21 protein-coding genes are annotated in these 21,703 nt (G+C 64.7%); 7 read left to right on the top strand and 14 right to left on the bottom strand.

Annotation, left to right across the window (positions count from 1 at the left end; genetic code table 11):
- The first annotated feature begins 146 nt into the window (after positions 1-146).
- Positions 147-1,487 carry a dimethylsulfonioproprionate lyase DddP gene (dddP, locus tag BLQ71_RS21950; protein WP_074623264.1) on the top strand — a complete coding sequence of 447 codons (1,341 nt, stop codon included), beginning with the start codon at positions 147-149 and terminating at the stop codon, positions 1,485-1,487.
- Positions 1,488-1,491: 4 nt separating this feature from the next.
- Here the strand turns inward: dddP and BLQ71_RS21945 are convergent, their stop codons facing one another.
- Both BLQ71_RS21945 and BLQ71_RS21940 read right to left on the bottom strand, forming a co-directional pair.
- Positions 1,492-2,025 (bottom strand): NUDIX hydrolase, encoded by a 534-nt coding sequence (locus tag BLQ71_RS21945; protein WP_074623263.1) that lies wholly within the window; start codon positions 2,023-2,025, stop codon positions 1,492-1,494.
- Positions 2,015-2,923: an endonuclease/exonuclease/phosphatase family protein gene (locus BLQ71_RS21940; protein WP_074623262.1), complete on the bottom strand. Its 909-nt coding sequence runs from the start codon at positions 2,921-2,923 to the stop codon at positions 2,015-2,017. The genes BLQ71_RS21945 and BLQ71_RS21940 overlap by 11 nt, the downstream gene beginning before the upstream one ends.
- A gap of 85 nt (positions 2,924-3,008) precedes the next feature.
- Here BLQ71_RS21940 and BLQ71_RS21935 point away from each other — a divergent pair, with 85 nt between their 5' ends.
- Positions 3,009-4,220, top strand: coding sequence for a bifunctional alpha/beta hydrolase/OsmC family protein (locus tag BLQ71_RS21935; RefSeq protein ID WP_074623261.1), 1,212 nt, complete (start codon positions 3,009-3,011; stop codon positions 4,218-4,220).
- 60 nt (positions 4,221-4,280) lie between these two features.
- The gene (locus BLQ71_RS21930) at positions 4,281-5,528 is read left to right on the top strand and encodes an NAD(P)/FAD-dependent oxidoreductase (protein WP_074623260.1); all 1,248 of its coding nucleotides are present in this window, start codon (positions 4,281-4,283) and stop codon (positions 5,526-5,528) included.
- 55 nt (positions 5,529-5,583) lie between these two features.
- On the opposite strand, the gene BLQ71_RS21925 is transcribed toward BLQ71_RS21930, so the two are convergent.
- The 8 genes from BLQ71_RS21925 to BLQ71_RS21890 form a co-directional block, all read right to left on the bottom strand.
- Positions 5,584-6,183: a biotin transporter BioY gene (locus BLQ71_RS21925; protein WP_074623259.1), complete on the bottom strand. Its 600-nt coding sequence runs from the start codon at positions 6,181-6,183 to the stop codon at positions 5,584-5,586.
- A gap of 142 nt (positions 6,184-6,325) precedes the next feature.
- Positions 6,326-6,631: a hypothetical protein gene (locus BLQ71_RS21920; RefSeq protein ID WP_043146800.1), complete on the bottom strand. Its 306-nt coding sequence runs from the start codon at positions 6,629-6,631 to the stop codon at positions 6,326-6,328.
- Between the two features lie 161 nt (positions 6,632-6,792).
- Positions 6,793-7,380, bottom strand: coding sequence for a hypothetical protein (locus BLQ71_RS21915; RefSeq protein WP_133066188.1), 588 nt, complete (start codon positions 7,378-7,380; stop codon positions 6,793-6,795).
- 134 nt (positions 7,381-7,514) lie between these two features.
- Positions 7,515-8,960, bottom strand: a complete 1,446-nt coding sequence (locus tag BLQ71_RS21910) for an NAD(P)(+) transhydrogenase (Re/Si-specific) subunit beta (protein ID WP_074623257.1) — start codon at positions 8,958-8,960, stop codon at positions 7,515-7,517.
- A gap of 15 nt (positions 8,961-8,975) precedes the next feature.
- Positions 8,976-10,547, bottom strand: a complete 1,572-nt coding sequence (locus BLQ71_RS21905; protein ID WP_074623256.1) for a Re/Si-specific NAD(P)(+) transhydrogenase subunit alpha — start codon at positions 10,545-10,547, stop codon at positions 8,976-8,978.
- A gap of 362 nt (positions 10,548-10,909) precedes the next feature.
- A complete protein-coding gene (locus BLQ71_RS21900) occupies positions 10,910-11,359 on the bottom strand; it encodes a methyltransferase family protein (protein WP_074623255.1) in 450 nt (149 codons plus the stop codon).
- A 43-nt stretch (positions 11,360-11,402) separates the two neighbouring features.
- Positions 11,403-11,834, bottom strand: coding sequence for a rhodanese-like domain-containing protein (locus BLQ71_RS21895; protein WP_074623254.1), 432 nt, complete (start codon positions 11,832-11,834; stop codon positions 11,403-11,405).
- A gap of 88 nt (positions 11,835-11,922) precedes the next feature.
- Positions 11,923-12,876: an MBL fold metallo-hydrolase gene (locus BLQ71_RS21890; protein ID WP_043146812.1), complete on the bottom strand. Its 954-nt coding sequence runs from the start codon at positions 12,874-12,876 to the stop codon at positions 11,923-11,925.
- 124 nt (positions 12,877-13,000) lie between these two features.
- On the opposite strand from BLQ71_RS21890, the gene BLQ71_RS21885 reads away from it, so the two are divergent.
- The gene (locus BLQ71_RS21885; protein ID WP_074623253.1) at positions 13,001-13,750 is read left to right on the top strand and encodes an SDR family NAD(P)-dependent oxidoreductase; all 750 of its coding nucleotides are present in this window, start codon (positions 13,001-13,003) and stop codon (positions 13,748-13,750) included.
- Between the two features lie 92 nt (positions 13,751-13,842).
- On the opposite strand, the gene BLQ71_RS21880 is transcribed toward BLQ71_RS21885, so the two are convergent.
- Positions 13,843-15,375, bottom strand: coding sequence for a hypothetical protein (locus BLQ71_RS21880; protein WP_139168483.1), 1,533 nt, complete (start codon positions 15,373-15,375; stop codon positions 13,843-13,845).
- Positions 15,376-15,472: 97 nt separating this feature from the next.
- Positions 15,473-16,057, bottom strand: a complete 585-nt coding sequence (locus tag BLQ71_RS21875) for a TetR/AcrR family transcriptional regulator (protein ID WP_074623251.1) — start codon at positions 16,055-16,057, stop codon at positions 15,473-15,475.
- A gap of 90 nt (positions 16,058-16,147) precedes the next feature.
- Here BLQ71_RS21875 and BLQ71_RS21870 point away from each other — a divergent pair, with 90 nt between their 5' ends.
- The 3 genes from BLQ71_RS21870 to BLQ71_RS26135 all read left to right on the top strand — a co-directional run bounded on the left by BLQ71_RS21870 (position 16,148) and on the right by BLQ71_RS26135 (position 19,355).
- Positions 16,148-16,603 (top strand): (2Fe-2S)-binding protein, encoded by a 456-nt coding sequence (locus tag BLQ71_RS21870; RefSeq protein WP_074623250.1) that lies wholly within the window; start codon positions 16,148-16,150, stop codon positions 16,601-16,603.
- 3 nt (positions 16,604-16,606) lie between these two features.
- Entirely contained in the window at positions 16,607-18,844 is a 2,238-nt protein-coding gene (locus BLQ71_RS21865; RefSeq protein WP_074623249.1) for a xanthine dehydrogenase family protein molybdopterin-binding subunit, read from the top strand.
- A 130-nt stretch (positions 18,845-18,974) separates the two neighbouring features.
- Complete coding sequence (locus BLQ71_RS26135; protein ID WP_133066186.1) at positions 18,975-19,355, top strand: hypothetical protein; 381 nt, start codon at positions 18,975-18,977, stop codon at positions 19,353-19,355.
- A gap of 373 nt (positions 19,356-19,728) precedes the next feature.
- Here BLQ71_RS26135 and BLQ71_RS21860 read toward each other — a convergent pair whose 3' ends face one another.
- Positions 19,729-20,505, bottom strand: coding sequence for a gamma-glutamyl-gamma-aminobutyrate hydrolase family protein (locus tag BLQ71_RS21860; protein WP_074623248.1), 777 nt, complete (start codon positions 20,503-20,505; stop codon positions 19,729-19,731).
- 122 nt (positions 20,506-20,627) lie between these two features.
- Complete coding sequence (locus BLQ71_RS21855) at positions 20,628-21,554, bottom strand: Hint domain-containing protein (protein ID WP_229754950.1); 927 nt, start codon at positions 21,552-21,554, stop codon at positions 20,628-20,630.
- Positions 21,555-21,703: the final 149 nt, after the last annotated feature.

The raw sequence follows: 21,703 nt of genomic DNA, 5'->3' as shown, positions 1-21,703 counted from the left end.
GCCCGCGACGCGGCCTCCGCCAGCCGCGCGACCCCACGTCACCTGAACGAAAGCGGTCGAAAAACGACCCGCTGTACGGTCGCAATTTCGCGCGCCAGCCCCTGGGCGCCCCGGCAGGCTGATGCAACCAGCCTTCGGAAGACGCCATGAACACCCATTTCCGCGATACCCGCAAAATCGACCCGACACGCGGCGCCGTGACCGGCGACAATACCCCCAACGACATGGACCGGATCGAGATCGGCCCCACGCGCCTTGCACTGGGCGAATGGGCCGCGGCGGGGCTGGAACTGCCCGACCTGCAGGAAATGCGGCGCTATCGATGGCAGCGGCTGACCGATCATGTCGTGGCGCGTGATCTTGCCGGGCTGCTGGTTTTCGACCCGCTCAACATCCGCTACGCGACCGACAGCACGAACATGCAGCTTTGGAACACCCACAACCCGTTCCGGGCGGTGCTGGTCTGTGCCGATGGGTACATGGTGATCTGGGACTACAAGAACGCACCTTTCCTGTCCTCGTTCAACCCGCTGGTGCGCGAGGCGCGCTCGGGCGCGGACCTGTTCTATTTCGACCGGGGGGATCGCGTCGACGTGGCCGCCGACCGCTTTGCCGCCGAGGTCGCCGACCTGCTGGCACGGCACGCGCCCGGCAACACGCGGCTGGCGGTGGACAAACCCATGATCCACGGGCTGCGCGCGCTCGAGGCGCAGGGCCTGACCGTCTTCCCCGGCGAAGAAGTCACCGAAAAGGCCCGGTCCGTGAAGGGCCCGGACGAGATCAAGGCCATGCGCTGCGCCGTCAACGCCTGCGAGGCCGCGATGCACGAGATGGAGCGGTTTACCCGTCTGAACGTCCCGCGTGGCGACGTGTCCGAGAACGACATCTGGGCCGTCCTGCACGCCGAGAACATCCGCCGCGGCGGCGAATGGATCGAGACGCGCCTGCTGACGTCCGGCCCCCGCACCAATCCCTGGTTCCAGGAATGTGGCCCGAGGATCGTGCAGAACAATGAAATCGTCGCCTTCGATACGGATCTTGTCGGCAGCTACGGCATCTGCGTGGACATCTCGCGTACCTGGTGGGTGGGTGACCGGGCGCCCCGGCCCGACATGATCGATGCCATGCGCCACGGGCATGAACACGTCATGACCAACATGGAGATGCTGCGCCCCGGTGTGAACATCCAGGATCTGTCCCGCAACACCCACGTCCTGAGGCCCGAGTTCCAGCGGCTGAAATACGGCTGCCTCATGCATGGTGTGGGGCTTTGCGATGAATGGCCCCTGGTGGCCTACCCGGACCAGATGGTGGACGGCGCCTTCGACTATGAGCTGGAGCCGGGCATGACGCTTTGTGTCGAGGTGCTGGTTTCGCCGGACGGCGGCGATTTCTCGATCAAGCTGGAGGAACAGGTGCTGATCACCGAGGACGGCTACGAGAACCTGATTTCCTATCCTTTCGACCCGATGCTGATGGGCACCTAGGGCGTCACGCCCCGACCTTTACCCGGTGTGCCATGCGCAGGACCGACTCCGCCTGCGTGTAGCGCGGCAAACGATCCAGCGGCACCCAGGCCAACGCCTTCGACTCTGCCGAGGCGCTGAGTTCGCCCGCTTCGGCACGCATCAGGAACCGGACGTCGTAATGCAGGTGCGCCGGTTCTGTCCCGCGCGGCGGGATCTCGTGGATATCGACGTCGAAGACATCCGGGGACAGCAGCGCGATCCGCGCCAGCCCGCTTTCCTCGTAGGCCTCTTTCATGGCCACGAAGCGCGCATCCGCGATACCGTCGCAATGGCCCCCCAGCTGCAACCAGCGATCCAGCTTGGCGTGATGGGTCAGCAGGACGGACCGCCCGTCCGGCGACAGCACAAAGGCAGAGCCGGTGACATGACCGCCGATGAATGGGTCGCGCGAAAAGGCCGCCAGCCCCCACCGCGCGCAGAAGTCCCTCAATCGGTCCCATTCTTCCCCGTCCCGCGCGTCACGCGGCACGAAACGCCCGATACCGTCAATCTGCATCCAGATGCACCCGTGCCAGAACTCCGGCATGATCCGATCCCCAGAGCGGTCGCGTCTCAACCTGTCCGCCGCCGGGCGCCCAGACCTGATCCAAGGGCAGCGGGATCGGCAACGCCTGCCCGGCGGGCCAGCCATGTGGCGCCAGCCAGTAGGTCGGTTGCAATGGCCCGGCGCGCCGCACACCCGCAGCCCACGTCAGTCGCCGCACCGAATGCCCCCAGGGCATCATGTTGAAATCGCCGGACAGGACCACTGGCCCCTCCAGCCCGGCCAGCACCTCTTCCAGCGCCTCTGCCTGGGACGCCTGGGGATGCGGCCAGGGCCAGCGCAGGTGCACCGACAGAACCCAGACCGGCCCCTGTGGCGTGTCCAGGTGCAGGCCCGCCACTCCCTGCCCCGGCAGGCAAAGCATCCCGCCGGGCAGCACCGGGTGGCGCGAGAGCACGGCATTGCGGCTCCAGCTGTAGAAGGGACAGGTGGCGCGATGTGGATAGACCGGTGCCAGTCGATCAAGGATGTCGCCGTTGCGGCTGGTCAGTTCCTGCAGGGTGATGACGTCCGGCGCCTGGGCCAGCATGTCCGCCGCCAGTTCGGGGATCTGCGCGTTCCGGTACAGAAGGTTTTTCTGGTAAACGGCAAATCCGCCCGGTGACGGCGCGGCCAGCTTCATGACAACCGCCTGCCCCAACACCACCAGTGCCGCGCCGGCAAGCCCCCAGCGCAGCCAGCGCGGCCACCCCGTCCAGATCACCGCCAAACCCGCCAGCGCCACAAGCGGCAGGCGCGCAACAGCCAGGGAGTCTCCTGCCGGGTGCAGCGCCCCGCCCCAGGTGGCCAGCGCGACCAACACCAAGACCCCTGCAACAATGCTCACCAGCGCGCGCATCAAACTCACCATGCCGTGACGCTCCTGACAGTTTGCTTGTGAGCCGCCCCGGCCCGACCCATTCTCTGACCCAACCACAAAACGTCAGGACGACCCAATGCCCACCGAACGCATCACATTCCCCGGTCATGCCGGAGACAGGCTGGCCGCACGGCTGGACCTGCCCGAGGACACACCGCTCGCCACTGCCCTCTTCGCCCATTGTTTTACCTGCGGCAAGGACATCGCCGCCGCGCGGCGCATCGCCCAGCGGCTTTCCGCGATGGGGATCGCGGTGCTGCGCTTTGATTTCACCGGGCTGGGCCATTCCTGTGGCGAGTTCGCCAATACGACCTTTCACAGCAACGTGGGCGACCTGAAGGCCGCCGCCGACTACCTCGAGGGACGCGGCATGGCGCCCAGCCTGCTGATAGGCCATTCGCTTGGGGGAGCGGCGGTCCTGCGGGCGGCGCCCGACATTGGCTCGGCCCGGGCCGTGGCGACCATCGGTGCGCCCTTCGATCCCGATCACGTCACGCACAATTTTGCCGATGCGCTGGACCGGATCGAGGAAGAGGGCCAGGCACAGGTGGATCTGGGTGGGCGGCCCGTCACCATCGGGCGCGAATTCGTGCGGGACGTGAAGGCGCAGGAACTGGAACCGGTCATCGGGTCTCTGAAAAAGGCGCTGCTGGTGCTGCACGCGCCGCGCGACGCCGTGGTGGATATTTCCAACGCCACGCGGATCTTCACCGCCGCCAAACACCCCAAGAGCTTTGTCACGCTGGACAATGCCGACCACCTCGTCTCGTCCCCCGAGGATGCGGAATATGTCGCCGAGGTTATCACGGCCTGGGCCGACCGCTACCTCGACCTGCCCGCACCTGCCCCGCCCATCGGCGCGCCAGAGGGCGTGGTGCGGGTGACAGAGGCCGCCGCTGACGGCTTTCTGCAGGACATCCAGAACGGGCCGCACCACCATGCGCTTGCGGACGAGCCCGAGGCCTATGGCGGAAGCAACCGGGGCATGTCGCCGTACGGGTTCCTCTCGGCGGGGCTGGGCGCCTGTACCTCGATGACCATCCGCATGTACGCCCGGCGCAAGGGGTGGCCGCTGACCGGGATCAGCGTGGACGTGACCCATGACAAGGTTCATGCCCAGGACGCGGGAACAAGCGCGACGACACGGGTGGACCGCTTTGTGCGCCGGATCACGCTGGAAGGCGACCTCGATGCCGACCAACGCGCCCGGCTGCTGGAAATCGCGGACAAGTGCCCGGTCCACAAGACGCTGGAACAGGGCGCCGAAATCGAGACGGAACTGGCCTGAAGCCCTCTTGCCTCCGGTCCCTGATCCGCGCCACTGTCGCGCCGCAACATGGGGGGCAGCATGAAGGCATATCGTCAGGTGGCCGTGATCGGTGCGGGCATGGTGGGGGTCTCCACCGCGCTCTGGCTGCAGCGCATGGGATGCGAGGTCACGCTGATCGACCGCGAAGGCCCGGCGGCCGGTGCCTCGACCGGCAACGCGGGCATCATCGCGGCGGGGGCCGTGGTGCCCCTGCCCGTCCCCGGCCTGATCTGGAAGGCGCCGGGGATGCTGTTCGATCCCCGACAGCCACTGTTCCTGAAATGGGGCTACCTGCCGCGCCTCCTGCCCTTCCTGTTGCGCTACATGGGGCACGCGCGACAGGCCAAGGTCGAGCAGATCACCCGCGCGCTGACCCTGCTGCTGCAGGACAGCGCCGACCAGCACCAGGCCCTGGCAGAGGGAACGGAGGCCGTCCAATTCATCCAGCCCGGCAGCTACCTGCACGGCTATGCCAGCAAGCAGGCCTTCGAGGCAGATGCCTATGGCTGGGACCTGCGGCGGCGCAATGGCTACACGGTACGCGAGATGACGCCCGGGGACATGGCCGCCTTCGACCCGGCGCTGGCGGGCCGCTTTGGCTATGGCGTCGACAGCCCCCGGCACGGCACGATCACCGACCCCGGCGCCTATGTCCGCGCGCTGGCTGCCGCCTTCGAGGCAGGTGGCGGGCAGATCGTACAGGCCAGCGTGACCGGTTTTCGCGAGGAAGACGGACGCGCCGTGGCCGCGCTGACCGACAAGGGCGAGATCGCGGCAGAGGGCTTTGCCGTGACGCTTGGCGCCTGGTCGGGCGGGATTGCAGGCGCCCTTGGCGTCACGGTGCCACTGGAAAGCGAACGCGGCTATCACGTCGAATTCCATTCCCCCAACATCGAATTGCGCGCGCCGGTGATGGTGGCCTCGGGCAAATTCGTCGCCACCTCGATGCGTGGGCGCCTGCGGGCCGCGGGCATCGTGGAGTTCGGCGGCTTGAAAGCCCCGGCTTCCCGCGCGCCTTTCGAACTGATGCGGCGCAGCGTGGCGCGCATCTTTCCCGATCTGACCTACAGCCACACCAGCGAATGGATGGGCCACCGGCCCGCCACGTCGGATTCCCTGCCCGTAATCGGCCCCAGTCCCCGGCTGGCCAATGTCTATCTGGGCTACGGACATCAGCATATCGGCCTGACAGGTGGCCCGCGCACCGGGCGCTGGCTGGCGCAGATGATGGCGGGCGAACCGGTGAACGCCGATCTCTCGGCCTTCGCCGCCGATCGCAGGGGCTGAAACGAAAAAGGCCGGGCGATGCGCCCGGCCTTTCGGTCAATCGGATCGTTGGGGATCAGCCGCGCGCGCGGCCCACCAGTTTCCAGGCCAGCGGCAGGATCACGGCAGCCAGCGCCACCTTGATCGCGTCACCGACGAGGAAGGGCGTCAGGCCCCATTCCAGGATCGGCTTGTCCCAGCCGTAGAGCATGCCCAGCCAGATCAGGCCCGGAACGTAGATGATGACGTTGCCCAACAGCATGGCGCCAGCCATCTTCGGGGCCGAGCGGTCCCAGCCCGCGCGGGCAAGGACACCCAGCGCGACGGTCGCCAGGACGTAGCCTACGAGGTAGCCACCGGTGCCGCCCATCATGTATTCGATGCCGAAGGCCTCGGCCGAGGAACCCGCGAAGACATCGAAACCCAGCGCGCCGATGATCATGTAGCCAAGGATCGTCACCAGACCCAGGCGCGGACCGTAGGCGGCGCCGACGGTCAGGAAGGCAAAGGTGCCCATCGTGATCGGGACGGGCCACATCGGCACCTTGATCTTGGCCGCAGCGGCCGGCACGGCGATGCCCAGCACCACCAGCGCCACCTGCTTGAGGCGCAGCGCAGCGCCCTCGTTGGCGCCGAAGGCTTCGGCCAGGACATTGCGGTTCATCGTCAGGTTCATGGCGCTCCCCCTCGCCATGAATATTTCACTCATGTTGTTGCTCGACTTGCTGCGTCGCCGCAAGGGAGCATCGAGCAGATGTGCAAACCCTGCCAACCCAGCCATTTGCAAAATTTAGGGAAACAGGTTGCAAAGCCGGGACTCAAAGCGGACCCAGCCGCCCCAGCAAACCCGGCATCTGGCGCAACAGGTCCAGCGCCATATTCGCGTCCCGCACCTTGATATCGACCAGGGGATGCTCCCAGTCCTGGTCGCGCACGGCATGAATCCGAAAGGCCCCGTTCTCGGCGTCGTTCTCGGGGTAGTACCCCAGGTCGACCACCACGGCGCGCTTTGAATACTGCGCGAGATCCTCGATCAAGTGATCCGGTGTCAGCGGCTCCAGAGGCTTGACGATCTGCCAGCCAGCCACGCGAAACACCGAATTGATCTGCAGTGCCAGTTCCATAGTGTCCCCTCTTTTCGCGTCAGACTAAAATGGGGCCGCCGAAACGGCGACCCCCATGATCTTGTCGAGATGTGGCAATGGCGGAAACCCGCCGCGTCCTGCTCTCAACTCAGCCCCGGCGCAGCGCCATTGGCGCGCGTCAAGGCAAGGAATTCCGGCATTCAGCCGGCACCCTGAAAGATGCGAACGACGATGCTGCCCCAAAGGAGGATCAGGACCGCCCCGACAAGCAGCACCGCGCCTCCGCCGCCCATCGGGCGCAGCTGCGAATGCGCATGTGCAAGGATCGTCCAGAGGGAAATACCAGCGGGCAGCCCGTAAAATACACCAATATGCACGGGCCACAGCAGAAGGAACACGACGCTGAAATTTGTCACGCTGCCGGTCGCGAGGGCAAGATTGGCGAGGATGAGCACCAGCAGGACCACGAGCACCAGAAATGCGGTGATGCCAAAGCCCCCAAGCATGAAACTCGCCGGCGTCATGAAGCCGTGACGCGCTGCCCATTGCAGCAAAGCGAAAATGCCAATCAGACCGACCGGTGCCAGAAACATCAGACCAGCCACTTCGATCCCGATGAACAACCCAACTGCCTGCGCGTTGTCATGCGCGAAGGCGCCCTCGGTCCGGGTCGCCGCTTGCAGGAACACCAGATCAAGGATGACGCCGCAGACTGCGCCGCCCACCATCGCTCCGGCAATCGCCGCCAGGCGCGGAAGCCCGCCATGATCAAACTTTGCGGTCAGCATTGGCGAGAGGCGAAAGACAGACATGGGACGAAGGCTGAAACAACGCCCGTTGCGCGTCGTTGCCCCAGATCAAGGCCTGCAAAAGAAAAACGGCCCCGCACAAGGCGGGGCCGCTGGAACATTTCGGTCGAGCCTCAGCTGATCCGGTTGAGCAACTCGCCCAGCGACTGTTTCGCGTCGCCGTAATACATCCGCGTGTTCTCCTTGTAGAACAGCGGGTTCTCGATGCCCGAGTAGCCCGTGCCCTGCCCCCGCTTGGAAACGAAGACCTGCTTGGCCTTCCAGCATTCCAGAACCGGCATCCCCGCGATGGGAGAGTTCGGGTCTTCCTGGGCCGCCGGGTTCACGATGTCGTTCGAGCCGATGACGATGGCCACGTCCGTGTCCGGGAAGTCCTCGTTGATCTCGTCCATCTCCAGAACGATGTCGTAAGGCACCTTGGCCTCTGCGAGCAGCACGTTCATGTGCCCGGGCAGACGGCCCGCGACCGGGTGGATGGCGAAACGCACTTCCTTGCCCTGGGCGCGCAGCCGACGGGTCAGTTCAGCCACATTCTGCTGGGCCTGAGCCACCGCCATGCCGTAGCCGGGGATGATGATGATGCTGTCGGCCTCTTCCAGGGCCTGCGCCACACCGTCCGCGTCGATGGCAACCTGTTCACCCTCGACCTCCATCGCCGGGCCACCCGTGCCGCCGAAGCCGCCCAGGATGACGCTGACGAAGGACCGGTTCATCGCCTTGCACATGATGTAGGACAGGATCGCACCCGACGAGCCGACCAGCGCGCCAACCACGATCAAGAGGTCGTTGCCGAGGCTGAAGCCGATCGCCGCCGCCGCCCAGCCAGAGTAGCTGTTGAGCATCGAGACCACGACCGGCATGTCGGCGCCGCCGATGCCCATGATCAGGTGATAGCCGATGAAGAAGGCCGCAACCGACATCAACAGCAGCGTCCAGCCGCCCGAGCTGCCCATGTAGATCATCAGCAGCAGGATCGAGATCAGCGCCGCGCCGGCGTTCAGCATGTGGCCGCCGGGCAGCTTTTTCGCCGCCGAGGTCACCTTGCCCGAAAGCTTGCCATAGGCGATGACCGACCCGGTAAAGGTCACGGCACCGATGAACACGCCCAGGAAGACCTCGATCTTGAGGATGTTGATCTCTGCCGGGGTCTTGTGCGCGACCTTGGCCGAGAAGCCCTTGAGCGCCTCCAGCGCCTCGGTGGCGCCCTCGGCCTGCAGCGCGGCAACGGTGTTCATGACCAGTTCGGCGTTGTAGCCGACAAAGACGGCCGCCAGGCCGACCAGTGCGTGCATCCCGGCAACCAGTTCCGGCATCTGGGTCATCTCGACCCTGGAGGCCAGGAAGTAGCCGATGATGCCGCCTGCGGCGATCAGGATGACCGACAGGATCCAGAGGCCCGAACCAGGTCCGATCAGCGTGGCGAAGACCGCCAGCGCCATGCCGACGATGCCGTACCAGACCGCGCGCTTGGCGCTTTCCTGGCCCGACAGGCCGCCCAGCGACAGGATGAAGAGGACAGCCGCGACCACATAGGCCGCCGTGGTAAATCCGTATTCCATGAGTCCTTGTCCTCTTTACGATTTCTGGAACATGGCGAGCATGCGCCGGGTCACGAGGAAGCCGCCGAAGATGTTGATCCCGGCAAAGAAGACCGAGATGGCGGCAAGGATGAGAACAAGCGTTCCGCTGGTTCCGATCTGCATCAGGGCGCCAAGGATGATGATCGACGAAATCGCGTTCGTGACCGCCATCAGCGGGGTGTGCAGCGAATGGCTGACGTTCCAGATCACCTGGAAGCCGATAAAGACCGACAGGACGAAGACGATGAAGTGCTGCAGGAAGCTGGCCGGGGCGACGAGGCCCACCAGCAGCATCAGCACACCGCCGATCCCCAGCAGCGTGAACTGCTGCCTGGTCTGCGCCTTGAAGGCCGCGACTTCCTGGGCGCGCTTCTCCTCGGGCGTCAGCTCCTTGGGCTTTTCCTGCTTCTTGGCCGCGATCGCCTGTACCTTGGGCGGCGGCGGCGGGAAGGTGATCTCGCCCTGGTGGGTGACGGTAGCACCACGGATCACGTCATCGTCCATGTTGTGATTGATCTTGCCGTCCTTGTCGGGCGTCAGATCGGTCATCATGTGACGGATGTTGGTGGCGTAAAGCGTAGAGGACTGCGTCGCCATGCGCGAGGGGAAGTCGGTGTAGCCGACGATGGTCACGCCGTTGTCGGTGACGACCTTCTCGTCCTTGACGGTGCCTTCGACGTTGCCGCCCTTTTCGGCGGCCAGGTCGATGATGACCGACCCCGGCTTCATGGCCTTGACCATGTCCTCGAGCCACAGCTTGGGCGCCTCGCGGTTGGGGATCAGGGCGGTGGTGATGACGATGTCCACCTCGGGGGCCAGCTCGCGGAACTTGGCCAGCTGCGCCTCGCGGAACTCTGGGGACGAGACCGAGGCATAGCCGCCGGTTGCCGCGCCGTCCTGCTGCTCTTCCTCGAAGTCGAGATAGACGAACTCGGCGCCCATCGATTCGACCTGCTCGGCCACTTCGGGCCGCACGTCAAAGGCGTAGGTGACTGCACCCAGCGCGGTCGAGGTGCCGATGGCGGCCAGGCCGGCAACACCGGCGCCCACGACCAGAACCTTGGCCGGGGGCACCTTGCCCGCGGCGGTGATCTGCCCGGTGAAGAACCGGCCAAAGTTGTTGCTGGCCTCGATCACGGCGCGGTAGCCGGCGATATTGGCCATCGAGGACAGCGCGTCCATCTTCTGGGCGCGGCTGATCCGCGGCACCATTTCCATCGCGATGACGTTGGCGCCCTTCGCCTTGGCGATGTCCAGACCTTCCTGGTTGCCGCCCGGATTGAAGAAGGTGATCAGCGTCTTCTCTGGTGTCAGGTGCTCCAGCTCGTCCAGCGTCGGAATGCGCACCTTGGCAATGATGTCTGCCTCACCCCAGAGATCGGCGGCACTGCCGACAACCTTGACGCCCGCAGCCTCGTAATCCGCATCGGAGAACTCTGCCCGCGACCCCGCGCCGGATTCAATCAAACATTCATAGCCCAGCTTTTGCAGCTGGCGGGCCGAATCCGGGGTCATCGCAACGCGATTCTCTCCTGCTTCGACCTCTCTTGGCGTCCCTATCTTCACGGTATTCCCCTTTGTTCTCAGGTACTCCTACGCCCCTGATGAGGCGTTAATTCGCATTTCAGCGCAATCATGCGGCTCTGCAGCGACAGGCAGCGCGGGTTGTAAAACACACCATGACCCAAAGTTAAAGCCAGACAACTATTATTGCGCAACATGCAGCAATATCGAAACAATATTGCGCACGATCGTATACCAGCCTGGCACATCGGCGGAATATTCCTAGTGGTTTCGGTAACTTGCCCGGTGCAAGATGTGCCGAACCCCCGGCCCGGGAACAACCTTGGTCGGCATGCTACGGGCACCATGCGACCACAGGTCACTTCTACCAAAGGATTAGTGCTTAATCCGCAGTCATTCGGCGATCAGACCCACCGCCGCACATCCCTTTCGTAGCGGGCAAAGGCGGCGCGGAATTTCCGGCGCAGTCGATCCTCTTCGGGCGTGATGAAACGCCGTTCGATCACCCAGACGAAGATCGGCACAAGTGGCAGCGCCAGGACCGCGTCCCAGTAAAAGATCATCCCCAGGAGGATCATTGAATCGCCAAGGTAGATCGGGTTGCGCGATCGTTTGAAGATGCCGCTTGTCACCAGCCTGTCCGCCTCCTGGTGCGGGATGACGGTGGTCCGATGGCGCCGCATCTCGTAGAACGCCAGCGCCATCAGGACTATCCCGCCCCCGACCAGCAGCCCGCCAAGAAGATCGGCGACGACAGGGCCAAACCCCAGACCATAGCCGAAATGGGTCTTTTGCACCCAGGCCAGACACAAGGCCCCCAGCAGCCAGACCGGCGGCATGTCGATCCATTTCATCACCAAGCACTCTCCTGCAACTGTTGCTCCGGACCGGCGAAGCCTATTCGGGATGATAGGCACCGTCCCTCAGCCATCCCTCATACCCCGACTGCATGACAAGCACGTTTTCCCGTCCCATCACCCGCGCGGCGAAAGTGGCCTGCGACGACCGGACACCAGTGTTGCAGAACAGGATGACCATGCCTTCCTCCGGGATCTCGTCCAGCCGGCCCGGCACCTCGCTCCACTCGATGTGACGCGCACCGGGGATCGTGCCGGCCTCGAAATCCGCCAGGCTGCGGGTGTCGATGAAATGGATGCCCTCCCAGACCTCACGCGTCAGCTGCTGCGGCAGGATGATCCCCGCGGTCTCGGTGGCAAAGTCCATGTAGCCGATGATTTCATCCTCCAGCTCTCCGGGAAGAGCCGGGGCAAAGGGCGCAACCGCCGCGAGGCCGACCGCGCAGGCGACCGCTTTGAGACTGGAATGCATGGCAGGTCCCCTTGTCGTTTCGCCAAAGGCAAGAGGCGGGCCGGACAATCGCCCGGCGCCGCGTCCCTTATCCTATACCCGAAACCGGTTATTCCCACTCCATCTCTTCAAAGACCCGCCCGGCGTTCTTGGTGGCCAGTTCCTCGAAGGTATCCAGATGCGCCCAGTTGGACTGGTCGATGTAATAGGCATCCGCCAGCTCGCCGCCCTCGTCGATGTGGTCGCCGATCTTGGCCCGCAGGTCCTTGAGATAGTCGGTGGTATACCGCGTCACCTGCGCCATGTTCGTCGGGTGCCCGTGACCGGGAATGACATAGGTCGCGCCAAGTCCGGTGAAGGGGCCGTCGAAGGTCTCGATCCAGCAGCTGGTGCAGGTATCGGCAAAGATCGGCGGCATGCGTTCGTGAAAGGCGATGTCGCCAGCGATCACGATTCCCCATTGCGGGATCCAGACCTGGGTGTCGCCGGGGCCGTGGGCGGGGCCAAGGTGCAGGACATGGAATTCGACCTCACCCAGTGTAAAGGCGTATTCATCGTCGAACGACATGTTCGGCACCACGACGCGGGTGCCCTCGGCCTTGTCCCGGTTGTAGCGCTGCATCCCCTGCAGGATGAAATCACCGTTCTCCTCGACCTCCTCGATGGCCTCGGCATGGGCAAGGATGTCGACGCCTTGGTCGGCCCAGTAGGAATTGCCGAGCACGGCATGGCCCTGCCCGTTCTCGTTGATGACCAGTTTCACCGGCTGATCGGTGATCGCCTTGATCTCGTCATGCAGGGCCCTGGCCAGCCGCGCAGAGGCACCGCCGTTGATGACCACCACGCCGTCGCCGGTAATGACAAAAGACAAGTTGTTGTTATGGCCGGAATTTTCATAGGTCGGCGGCGCCGTCGCGCCGATGGCCGAGAAGACATGCGGGATGACTTCGACCGGCTTGTCGTACAGCTCGGACTGCGGGTACTTGTCGGCGATGTCCTCGCTGGCCTGTGCGGTGACCGCCGCCAGTACCAACGCCGAGGTCAGGGCAAAACGTGTGTTCATGAGATCCTCCCGAAAATCTCCAACATATTCGCATGCGTGAATAGTATTGCCAAGCAACCTCTCGCGGACCTCTTGTCACAGCGTCGGGGCGCGGTAGGGTTCGGGCCACGACAGGGAGGCAGACATGATCGAAGGCAAACACGCGCTTGTGACGGGCGGCGGCAGCGGCATCGGACTGGCGATTGCACAGGCGCTGGCGGCCGAAGGCGCACTGGTCACCATCACCGGGCGCAATGCCGCGCGGCTGGAGGCGGCGCGGGGCGAGCGGATCTTTCCGATCTCGATGGACGTGAGGGATGAAACCTCGGTAATTCATGGGGTTAAAGAGGCGGTGGACGCACGCGGCCCGGTTCAGATCTGCGTGCCCAATGCCGGGATCGCGGAGGGGCGGGCGATCCTCAAGACGGATATGGAATTCTGGCGGACCATGATGGCGACAAATGTCGACGGCGCCTTTCTGACCATTCGCGAATGCTTGAAAAGCATGGTCGAGACCGACTGGGGCCGGGTGATCGCCGTGTCCTCGATCGCGGGGATCAAGGGGCTGAAGGGCGCGCCGACCTATACGGCCTCGAAACACGCGCTCATGGGGCTGATCCGGGCACTGGCTGCGGATTACGCAAGAAAACCCTTTACCTTCAACGCCCTGTGCCCGGCCTACGTGGACACGGACATCGTGACCATGAACGTCGACAACATCATGAAGCGCACCGGCTGGTCCGAGGCAGAGGCGCGCGCGGCGATGGTCGACGTCAACCCACACGGGCGGTTGATCGCCCCCGAGGAAGTGGCGCAGGCGGCGGTCTGGCTGTGCCACGCGGCCTCTGGCAGCGTGAACGGACAGGCCATCCAGATCGCGGGCGGCGAGATCTGAGGCCTGTACGTTTTGTACAAAACGTACACGGAAATCAGCGTTTTGTACAAAAGCTCGGGGACGGCCCCTGCCGGCCCCGGCAGGTGGGGCTGTCACGACCGAGGGCACACACCCTGCCCTCGCGGACCAAACAGGCCGGGATCGTATGACGCCTCCCAGTCATAAGGCTCCGAGTCGAGGGCCCATTCGGCAAGATCCTCGATATGACGACCGAGGAAACTCCGCAGGCCCGGTACGTTGGAAACCACGCCCTCGATCCCGCCGACGACCGCATGTCGCAGGAAATTGCGGGGGCTGAGCACGTCCTGCACGCCCCGGGCCGCTTCGAGAATACGCTGGTAGTCCGCCGGATCGCCCGTTTCCAGGTAGCGCGCCAAGTGGTCAAGGGTTTGGGCGCTTTGGTCGAAACCCTCCCCGGCCACGTCGATCACCCCGGCGGCTATTGCGGCCGGCACGGCAATCGGCGCCGTCGGAGGAATGTCGCGGCTTGCAAAGCGGCCAAGGTCGGCAATGGCCGCGTTGAGACGCCGGGCCTCTTCGCCGCTGCCGGGCGTCCGCAGGACCAGAAGGGCCGACCGCACCGCCGAAAGCCCGCGCAAAAGCGGGCTGGCATCGACCCCGCGCCGTTCAAGGTCGTCATGCAAGAGCACAAGCCGCTGGGCGACGTCGACCAGATCATGTGCCCTGTCGAGCCACCCTTCCCCGGGCTCGATCAAGGCAAGCAAAGGCAAAAGCTCTGAAATCCGGGTCGCGAGGATCCCCGCCGTTTCGGCTGCGATCCGGTCGCGGGCTTGTCCGTCGACCTTGCCGAGCCCGCCCACCAGGACTGGCAAAGTCGTCTGCCATTGCCCGGTCTGCGCTGCAGCCATCCTGACAGAAAACACCAGCGGATCCTCCGCTGGCAGCCCGGCTGATTCCAGTTCCGACAGCAGACGATCATACCGGCGGCGCAGGACCGCGGGGGGAACCGGGTCCCTGGGCAGGACTGCCGCGAAGATCCGCAACAGGTCGTCCCCGCGCGGTTCCTCCTCTGGCAGCGGCAACAGGGACCTGTCCAAGAGATGATAGGGCAAGGAGGCCCGGGCCATTGACCGTTCCATATCGGCCATGTTCAGGGCCCGGTAGTACGGGCGGCATCCCTTCCCTGCGATCGACGTGGTACGCGCGATCCGACGGGCCCGATCGCTCCACGTCTGCGACCGGGCGACATGAAACAGATAGTCCGGCAAGCTTGCGACGATCTCATCATGGGCCAGCCGAAGATCATGCAGCCCGGCGTCGACGTGCTGCCGCGCCTCGCGCTCTGTATAACGGTCGTCCCAGACCGCCCGGCGCCATGCACGGAGCGCGATCCCCGCGTCCTCGTAGAGATCGTCGAAACGGAAATACACCGCGGTCAGCCCGTTCGCCCAGGCCTGGACATGGCCTTCGGTGACCTCTGTCGCGGACAGGGCCCGCGCCATCACGTCAAGAGCCGCGTCGGGGCCAATCCTGTCCTCCAGTGCCTGTTCGAGTCTTTCAACGTCATCCATCTGCGCCGACAATGGCGCTTGAGCAAGTGCGGGCTGCGCAAGTGCAACGCCGAGAAGGACAAGGCAGGCCAGAGGGCGGCGGATTGGACGCATGTGTGCATCTCCTTTGCGTGGCGGCCCTGACCGGACCGGGCCGGTAGAAAGCGTGCACGCAGTATTACACGACGGTGTTCCCTTGGGGCCAGCGCCGTCAGCTTCCCGTCGCCAGCCCCCGCCCCAGCACATACGCCAGCCTTTCGCGGGCCTCGACGAATTGCGCGTAGGGCGGGCGCTTTATCCCGTCGAGCGCGCCGAGGATCAGCACGGCCACCTCTTCGGCCGTACCGTCCAGCCGCACGCGGCCTGCCGCCGCTTCGCGCGCCAGCCAGTCGGCGAAGACGCCGGTCAGCCGGGCGGTCCCGGCCGCGACGACCTCGCGCGCGTGGCTGTCCTTGACGTCCAGCAGTTCGGCCCCGTGCGGACTGTCCAGCATGTCGCGGACCATCGGCCCGGTCTTGGCGGCAAGCCCCCGCGCCAGCAGGTCCTCGACGCTGCCCGTGCCCGCCAGTGCCTGGGAAACCGCGCGCGCGGCGGTGTCGAAATAGACTTCGACCATGCGGCGGGCGATGTCCTCCTTGCCCTGGAAATGCTGGTAGAGCGCCGGACGGGACATGCCCGCGGCCTGCGCTATGTCCCCCATCGAGGTGCGGCGATAGCCATACTGGCACATCACCGCCAGGGCGGCTGTGAGTATGGCCTCTTGCTTGACCTGGTCGGCTGGGGGTGCATCCATCATGGCATCAGTCCTGACAAAAATACGCAAAACTGTCAATTGACACCCTGACACATTTCACCCATTTTGTCAGAAACCGACCAGGAGGACGACATGGCCACCACGCTCACCGTCAACGGCACCTCGCACGAGGTGGACCTGCCCGACGAGGTTCCGCTGCTCTGGGCTCTGCGCGATGCGCTGAACCTCACCGGAACCAAGTTCGGCTGCGGCGTCGCGGCCTGCGGCGCCTGCACGGTGCATATCGACGGCGAGGCAGTGCGCAGCTGCCAGGTGCCGGTCGGCGACGTCTGGGGCGAGGTGACGACAATCGAGGGGCTGGGCACGCCGGACGCGCTGCACCGGCTGCAACAGGCCTGGGTCGATCACCAGGTGGCGCAATGCGGCTATTGCCAGTCCGGCCAGATCATGCAGGCCGCCGCCTTGCTGGCCGAAACCCCGAACCCCACGGACGATGACATCGACTCGGCCATGAACGGCAACCTCTGCCGCTGCGGCACCTACCCGCGCATCCGCGCCGCCATCAAATCCGCCGCGCAAGGAGCCTGAGCCATGTCCCGCTTCGGAAAGATCGCCCGCCGCACATTCCTTTTCGGGGCCGTCGCCGTCGCCGGTGGCGCCGCCTTCGGCGCCTGGTACGTCACCCGCCCCGCCCCCAACCCGCTGAAACCCGGCGAGGGCGAGGCCAGCCTGAACGCCTTTGTCCTGATCGACGGCGAGGGCGTGACCCTCGTTGCTCCGCGCGCCGAGATGGGCCAAGGCACGATGACCACCTGGGCCGCGCTGATCGCCGAGGAGATGGACCTCGCCTGGGAGGACGTGCGTGTCATCCACGGCCCGCCCGCACAGGCCTATTACAACAGCGCCCTGATGGGCGAGGGACAGACGCACAAGGGTTATGACGCCTCTGCCTTCCAACATTCGCTGGGCGAAATGATGGGCGTCATGGGCAAGGTCTTTTCGATGCAGGTCACGGGCGGGTCCACCGCCATGAAGGACGGCTATGAGCGGATGCGCGTCACCGGCGCCGCTGCGCGCGAGATGCTGAAGACCGCCGCCGCCAAGCGGCTGAATGTCGGCGTGGTCGAACTGCGCACGGAAAACGGTGCCGTGATCGCCCCCGATGGCACCAGCATTCCCTACACGGACCTGGCCGCCGAGGCGGCAGAGGTCGAACCGCCCCGGATCGAACTGCGCGAGCGCAGCGAATGGCGGCTCTTGGGCACGTCGCTGCCGCGCGTCGACATGCTGGGCAAGTCCACGGGCACCGCGCAATTCGGCATCGACACGCGCCTGCCGGGGATGCGCTTTGCGGCTGTGCGCCGCTCGCCCACGCGCGGCGGCATGAAACGCTATGATGCCTTCGAGGCAGGCCGCATGCCCGGCGTCGAAAAGGTGGTGGACCTGGGCGACGGTCTGGCGGTGATCGCCACCAACACCTGGCTGGCCCAGCAGGCCGTAGACGCCATAGAGGTCGAGTGGGACCCCGCCCCCTACCCCGAAAGCACCGAGGCGATGGTGGCCGCGGTCGAGGCGGCTTTTGACACCGAACCGGACTCCGTGCTGCGCGACGACGGCAATCCAGACCGCCTGCCCGCAGGCGCGACGGCGGTCGAGGCGGAATACCGCGTGCCCTTCCTGGCCCATGCCACGATGGAGCCGATGAATGCCACCGCCTGGTTCGACGGCCAGCACCTGAGGCTGTGGTGCGGCAACCAGGGGCCGACCTTCCTGCGCGACGCCTGCGCCGCCGAGGCCGGCGTCGACCCGTCAGAGGTCGAGGTGAACGTGACGCTGATGGGCGGCGGCTTTGGCCGCCGGGGCGAGTTCGACTATGCCGTGGTGGCGACCAAGGTCGCCAAGGCCATGCCCGGCACGCCGGTCAATGTCACCTGGTCGCGCGAAGAGGACATGACCCACGACTACTACCGCCCACCCGCCATCGCGCGGATCACGGGGGCCGTGGCGGACGGCGCACCGGTGGCCTTCGACGCCAGGGTCGCCTCGCCCTCGATCGCCGCGCAGGCGCTGAAACGCTGGGTCGGTTTCGCCCCCGGCGGGCCGGACAAGGGGATCGTCGACGGCATCTACAACCAGCCCTACGGCATTCCGAACTACCGCATCGCGGGCCACAAGGCGGATGTCGTGCCGCCGCTGGGCTTCTGGCGATCGGTGGGTGCCAGCTTCAACGGCTTCTTCCACGAATGTTTCATGGATGAACTCGCGCATGCCGCCGGGGCCGATCCGCTGGAGATGCGGCTGAAACTGACGCGCGACGAATGGCTGCCCGCCTTCTACGCGCTGGAGGCGGTGCGCGACATGTCCGGCTGGACCGGCAAGACCGAGGAGGGCGTCGGGCGGGGCCTTGCGATGGTCTACAGTTTCGGCACCCCCACGGCGATGGTGATCGAGGTGCGCGACGTGGACGGCGCGGTGCGCCTGACCGATGCCTGGATCGCCGCCGACCCCGGCGTGGCGCTGGACCCGTCGATCATCGAGGCGCAGCTGACCGGGGCGATGGCCTATGGCCTGTCAGCCGCCATCGGCGAAGAGATCACATTCGCGGGCGGTGTCGTGGACCAGAAGAACTTTCCCGATTACGAGCCGCTGCGCATGGCCCAGATGCCGCGAACGCAGGTCACGATCCTGGAAAACCAGGAGCGTCTGAACGGGATCGGAGAGGTCGGCACGCCGCCCGCCGCCCCGGCACTGGCCAATGCGTTGTTCGACCTGACCGGCAAGCGGGTGCGCGAACTGCCGCTGAACAAGGCCTTCGACTTTTACACCTGAGGCCCGTTACCCGGAGGTCTGCCCGGTCCTCGGCCGGGCGCCTTGCCCCCGACATGCAGAAAGCGACGGTGCGCCTGGCAAGGCTGTCGGCCCTGATCGCAGCCCCGCCGCATGACGGGTTCGAGCCCTGTTGATCGATGCTGCGACATCGACGAATGCCTGCTATCAATCTTTCGGAGCAAAGCGAGGCAGCCACGTGGAGTCGAAAATCAACCGAATTCCTTTATCTGACTATATTTCCGAAAGAACCGGAGCCTTGTCTGAAAGGCAGATCGCGGACTACATTGTAGTAATGTCATTGGACGAGGCTGTTATCGGTTCACTGATGCTCTTGGAAGACCGCACAGCTTCTAAGTTATTGACGATTCAAGAGCGCATAGGGCACGCGCATATCGTATCTGGGCATGCGCTTAATTTTCTTCGACGCAACAAGCTTCCAGACAAGGGCTTACAAGATCTGCAACAAGCGCAAGGCAAGTTTGCAAGAGCGAAGCTAAATGCGCGCAGCTAGTGTTCCATGAACTGGTTCCGGCGACTAATCGGGCGCAACGGATTGCTGCCATCAGCGCAGCCGCAGCGAAAGTTCATAATGTACCGCGTTGCGGTCATTTGACCCAAGAACATGCTGCACGATGCACGAATGGCCGCACTGGCGAAGCTGCGGCGCAGCATCAGATCGTCCTACGCGCTGCATCAAGGGGCGGAAAGCAGACGTCGCGTAAAGAGGGCCATCTTTCGTCCACATTCCCTAGGCAAAGCGGGAAATATACCCTAAAGTATAGGCCAGACCCGTATCATTGTTCTCGGGCATTTGTTTAACGATTACCCGCCCCTTGCCATCACGGCAGGGGCTTTTTCGTTCCCACTCGATGAATGACCGGATCTCAGCCCGCGACGCGCAGCCCCTCGGCACCCTTTTTCGCCCAGGCATGTACGGCGGCGCCGAATGCCTCGAAAAGCGGACGCGATACCGGGTCGTTGGCGGCATTCCATTCCGGGTGCCATTGCACCGAAAGGGTAAAGCCCGGCGCATCCTTGACGTAGATCGCCTCTGGCGTGCCATCGGGGGCAAAGCCGTCGATCACGATGCGCGACCCGGCGGTCTTGATCCCTTGCCCGTGCAACGTGTTGGTCATCACCTCGGCAGAGCCGAACAGCTTGTGGAACGGTCCCCCCTCGGTCAGCGAGACCTTGTGGCGCAAGGCGAATTTCTCTTCCAGCGTGCCGTCGGGGGGCATCCGGTGGTTCATCCGGCCCGGCAATTCGCGGATTTCCGGGTAAAGCGACCCGCCCATCGCCACGTTGACCTCCTGGAAGCCACGGCAGATGCCCAGAAAGGGCTGACCGCGCTGAACGCAGGCCCGCACCAGCGGCAGCGTGATGGCATCGCGGTTGCGGTCGGGCTGGCCGTGCGCCTCTGTCCATTCCTCGCCGTATTCCTCGGGGTGGACGTTGGGGCGCCCGCCGGTCAGCACGAAGCCGTCAAAGGCTTCGAGCAGTTCGTCGACACTGACCAGCCGCGGGTCCGAGGGGATCACGACAGGCAGGCAGTGCGACACCTCCGAGACCGCCTCGGAGTTCATCGTGCCGCCCGCGTGGGTCGGGTACTGATCGTTGATCAGGTACTGGTTGCCAATGATGCCGACGATGGGGCGCGCCATGTTCCTGCTCCTTGTGAACAGCGAATATGTAGACCACATGGGCGCGCCCGAAAAGTGTCCGCCCGCACAGACGGACCTGCGGCGGCACACAGGGCGCGGAATTGCCTGTCAGTCGGGCATCCTCAGGCAGCGGCCCCCCCGGCCAACCTTGCACTGAGCGCGGCGGGCAGATGCCGGGCGGACCTGACGCGAGGGCGGTTCATTTCCAAAATGGTGCGGTCTTCTCCGTAGAGGGCGAGGTATTCCGCGAAATTGTCGAATGCCCGGCGCCCAAGGTAGTCGACAAAGGTTTCCGCCGCTGCGCCATTGGCCAGGATGATCTCGTGGTCTTCGGTTTCGACGTGGTAATAGGTTACGCGTTCGGGCAGATCCGCCAGCGGGTCACGCGTGATCGTGGTGCCGTTCACCAGAGCGCCCGCGTTGACAGCCAGCCCGTCGAGGATCAGCGCGTGGTCGGCGGTCAGCACCAAGTCGCTGTGCGGAACACCCTGCCCCAGCGCCCCGGCCCGCACCCGCACGGGCGCAAAGCGCTCTGCCGGGGTGAACCGCTTGTGCAGGGTTTGGCGCCCGATCCATTTCACCGGCACCGCCCGGCCATCCGCCGTCAGTATCATGTCACCGATCCGCACGTCTTCGACAGGACGCGCGCCCTCGGGTCCGGCGATCTCTGTCCCGGCGGCAAAGCAGAGATAGGTCTGGGCCTCGGCCTGGTAGGCGTTTGTCGTGCCGCTGGAGGGGATCAGGGTCTGGGTGGACCCGTTCTGCGGCAGGGGAACACCATAACCACCAACGCCCAGAAAAACGGGATACTCGACACCGCCAATGGTGATCGTGTACCCCGTGAAATCGACGCTATCGCCGACGAACCAGTCGGTTCCTGCATCGAGCAACCCGTCTTCGTCAACGTCGGTTATCGGGTAGTTGTCGTCTTCATCAGCGAAGTTGTACAACCCTGTCCACGACAGCGTGCTGCCCGGTTGCCCCTGCCCGCCTGTAATGGTGACGCCGGACAGGCCGATATATCCTTCGGTTGTATATGTAATGGCCACGACTGATTACCCCACGTTTCATGATGTCAAATGAACTGCGCACAAGATCCGACTGGCGCGCTTTCGGGCAGCAGTCTGGTTTCTTTGCCAATGGCAATCAAATCATTAATACAAGATCAAGGTTTTCCGGCCCAAAAGTGTTGCAATCC

This window comes from Antarctobacter albus, from assembly GCF_900101505.1.
GTDB lineage: Bacteria > Pseudomonadota > Alphaproteobacteria > Rhodobacterales > Rhodobacteraceae > Antarctobacter > Antarctobacter albus.
This window is presented reverse-complemented; position numbering and strand designations above follow the sequence as displayed.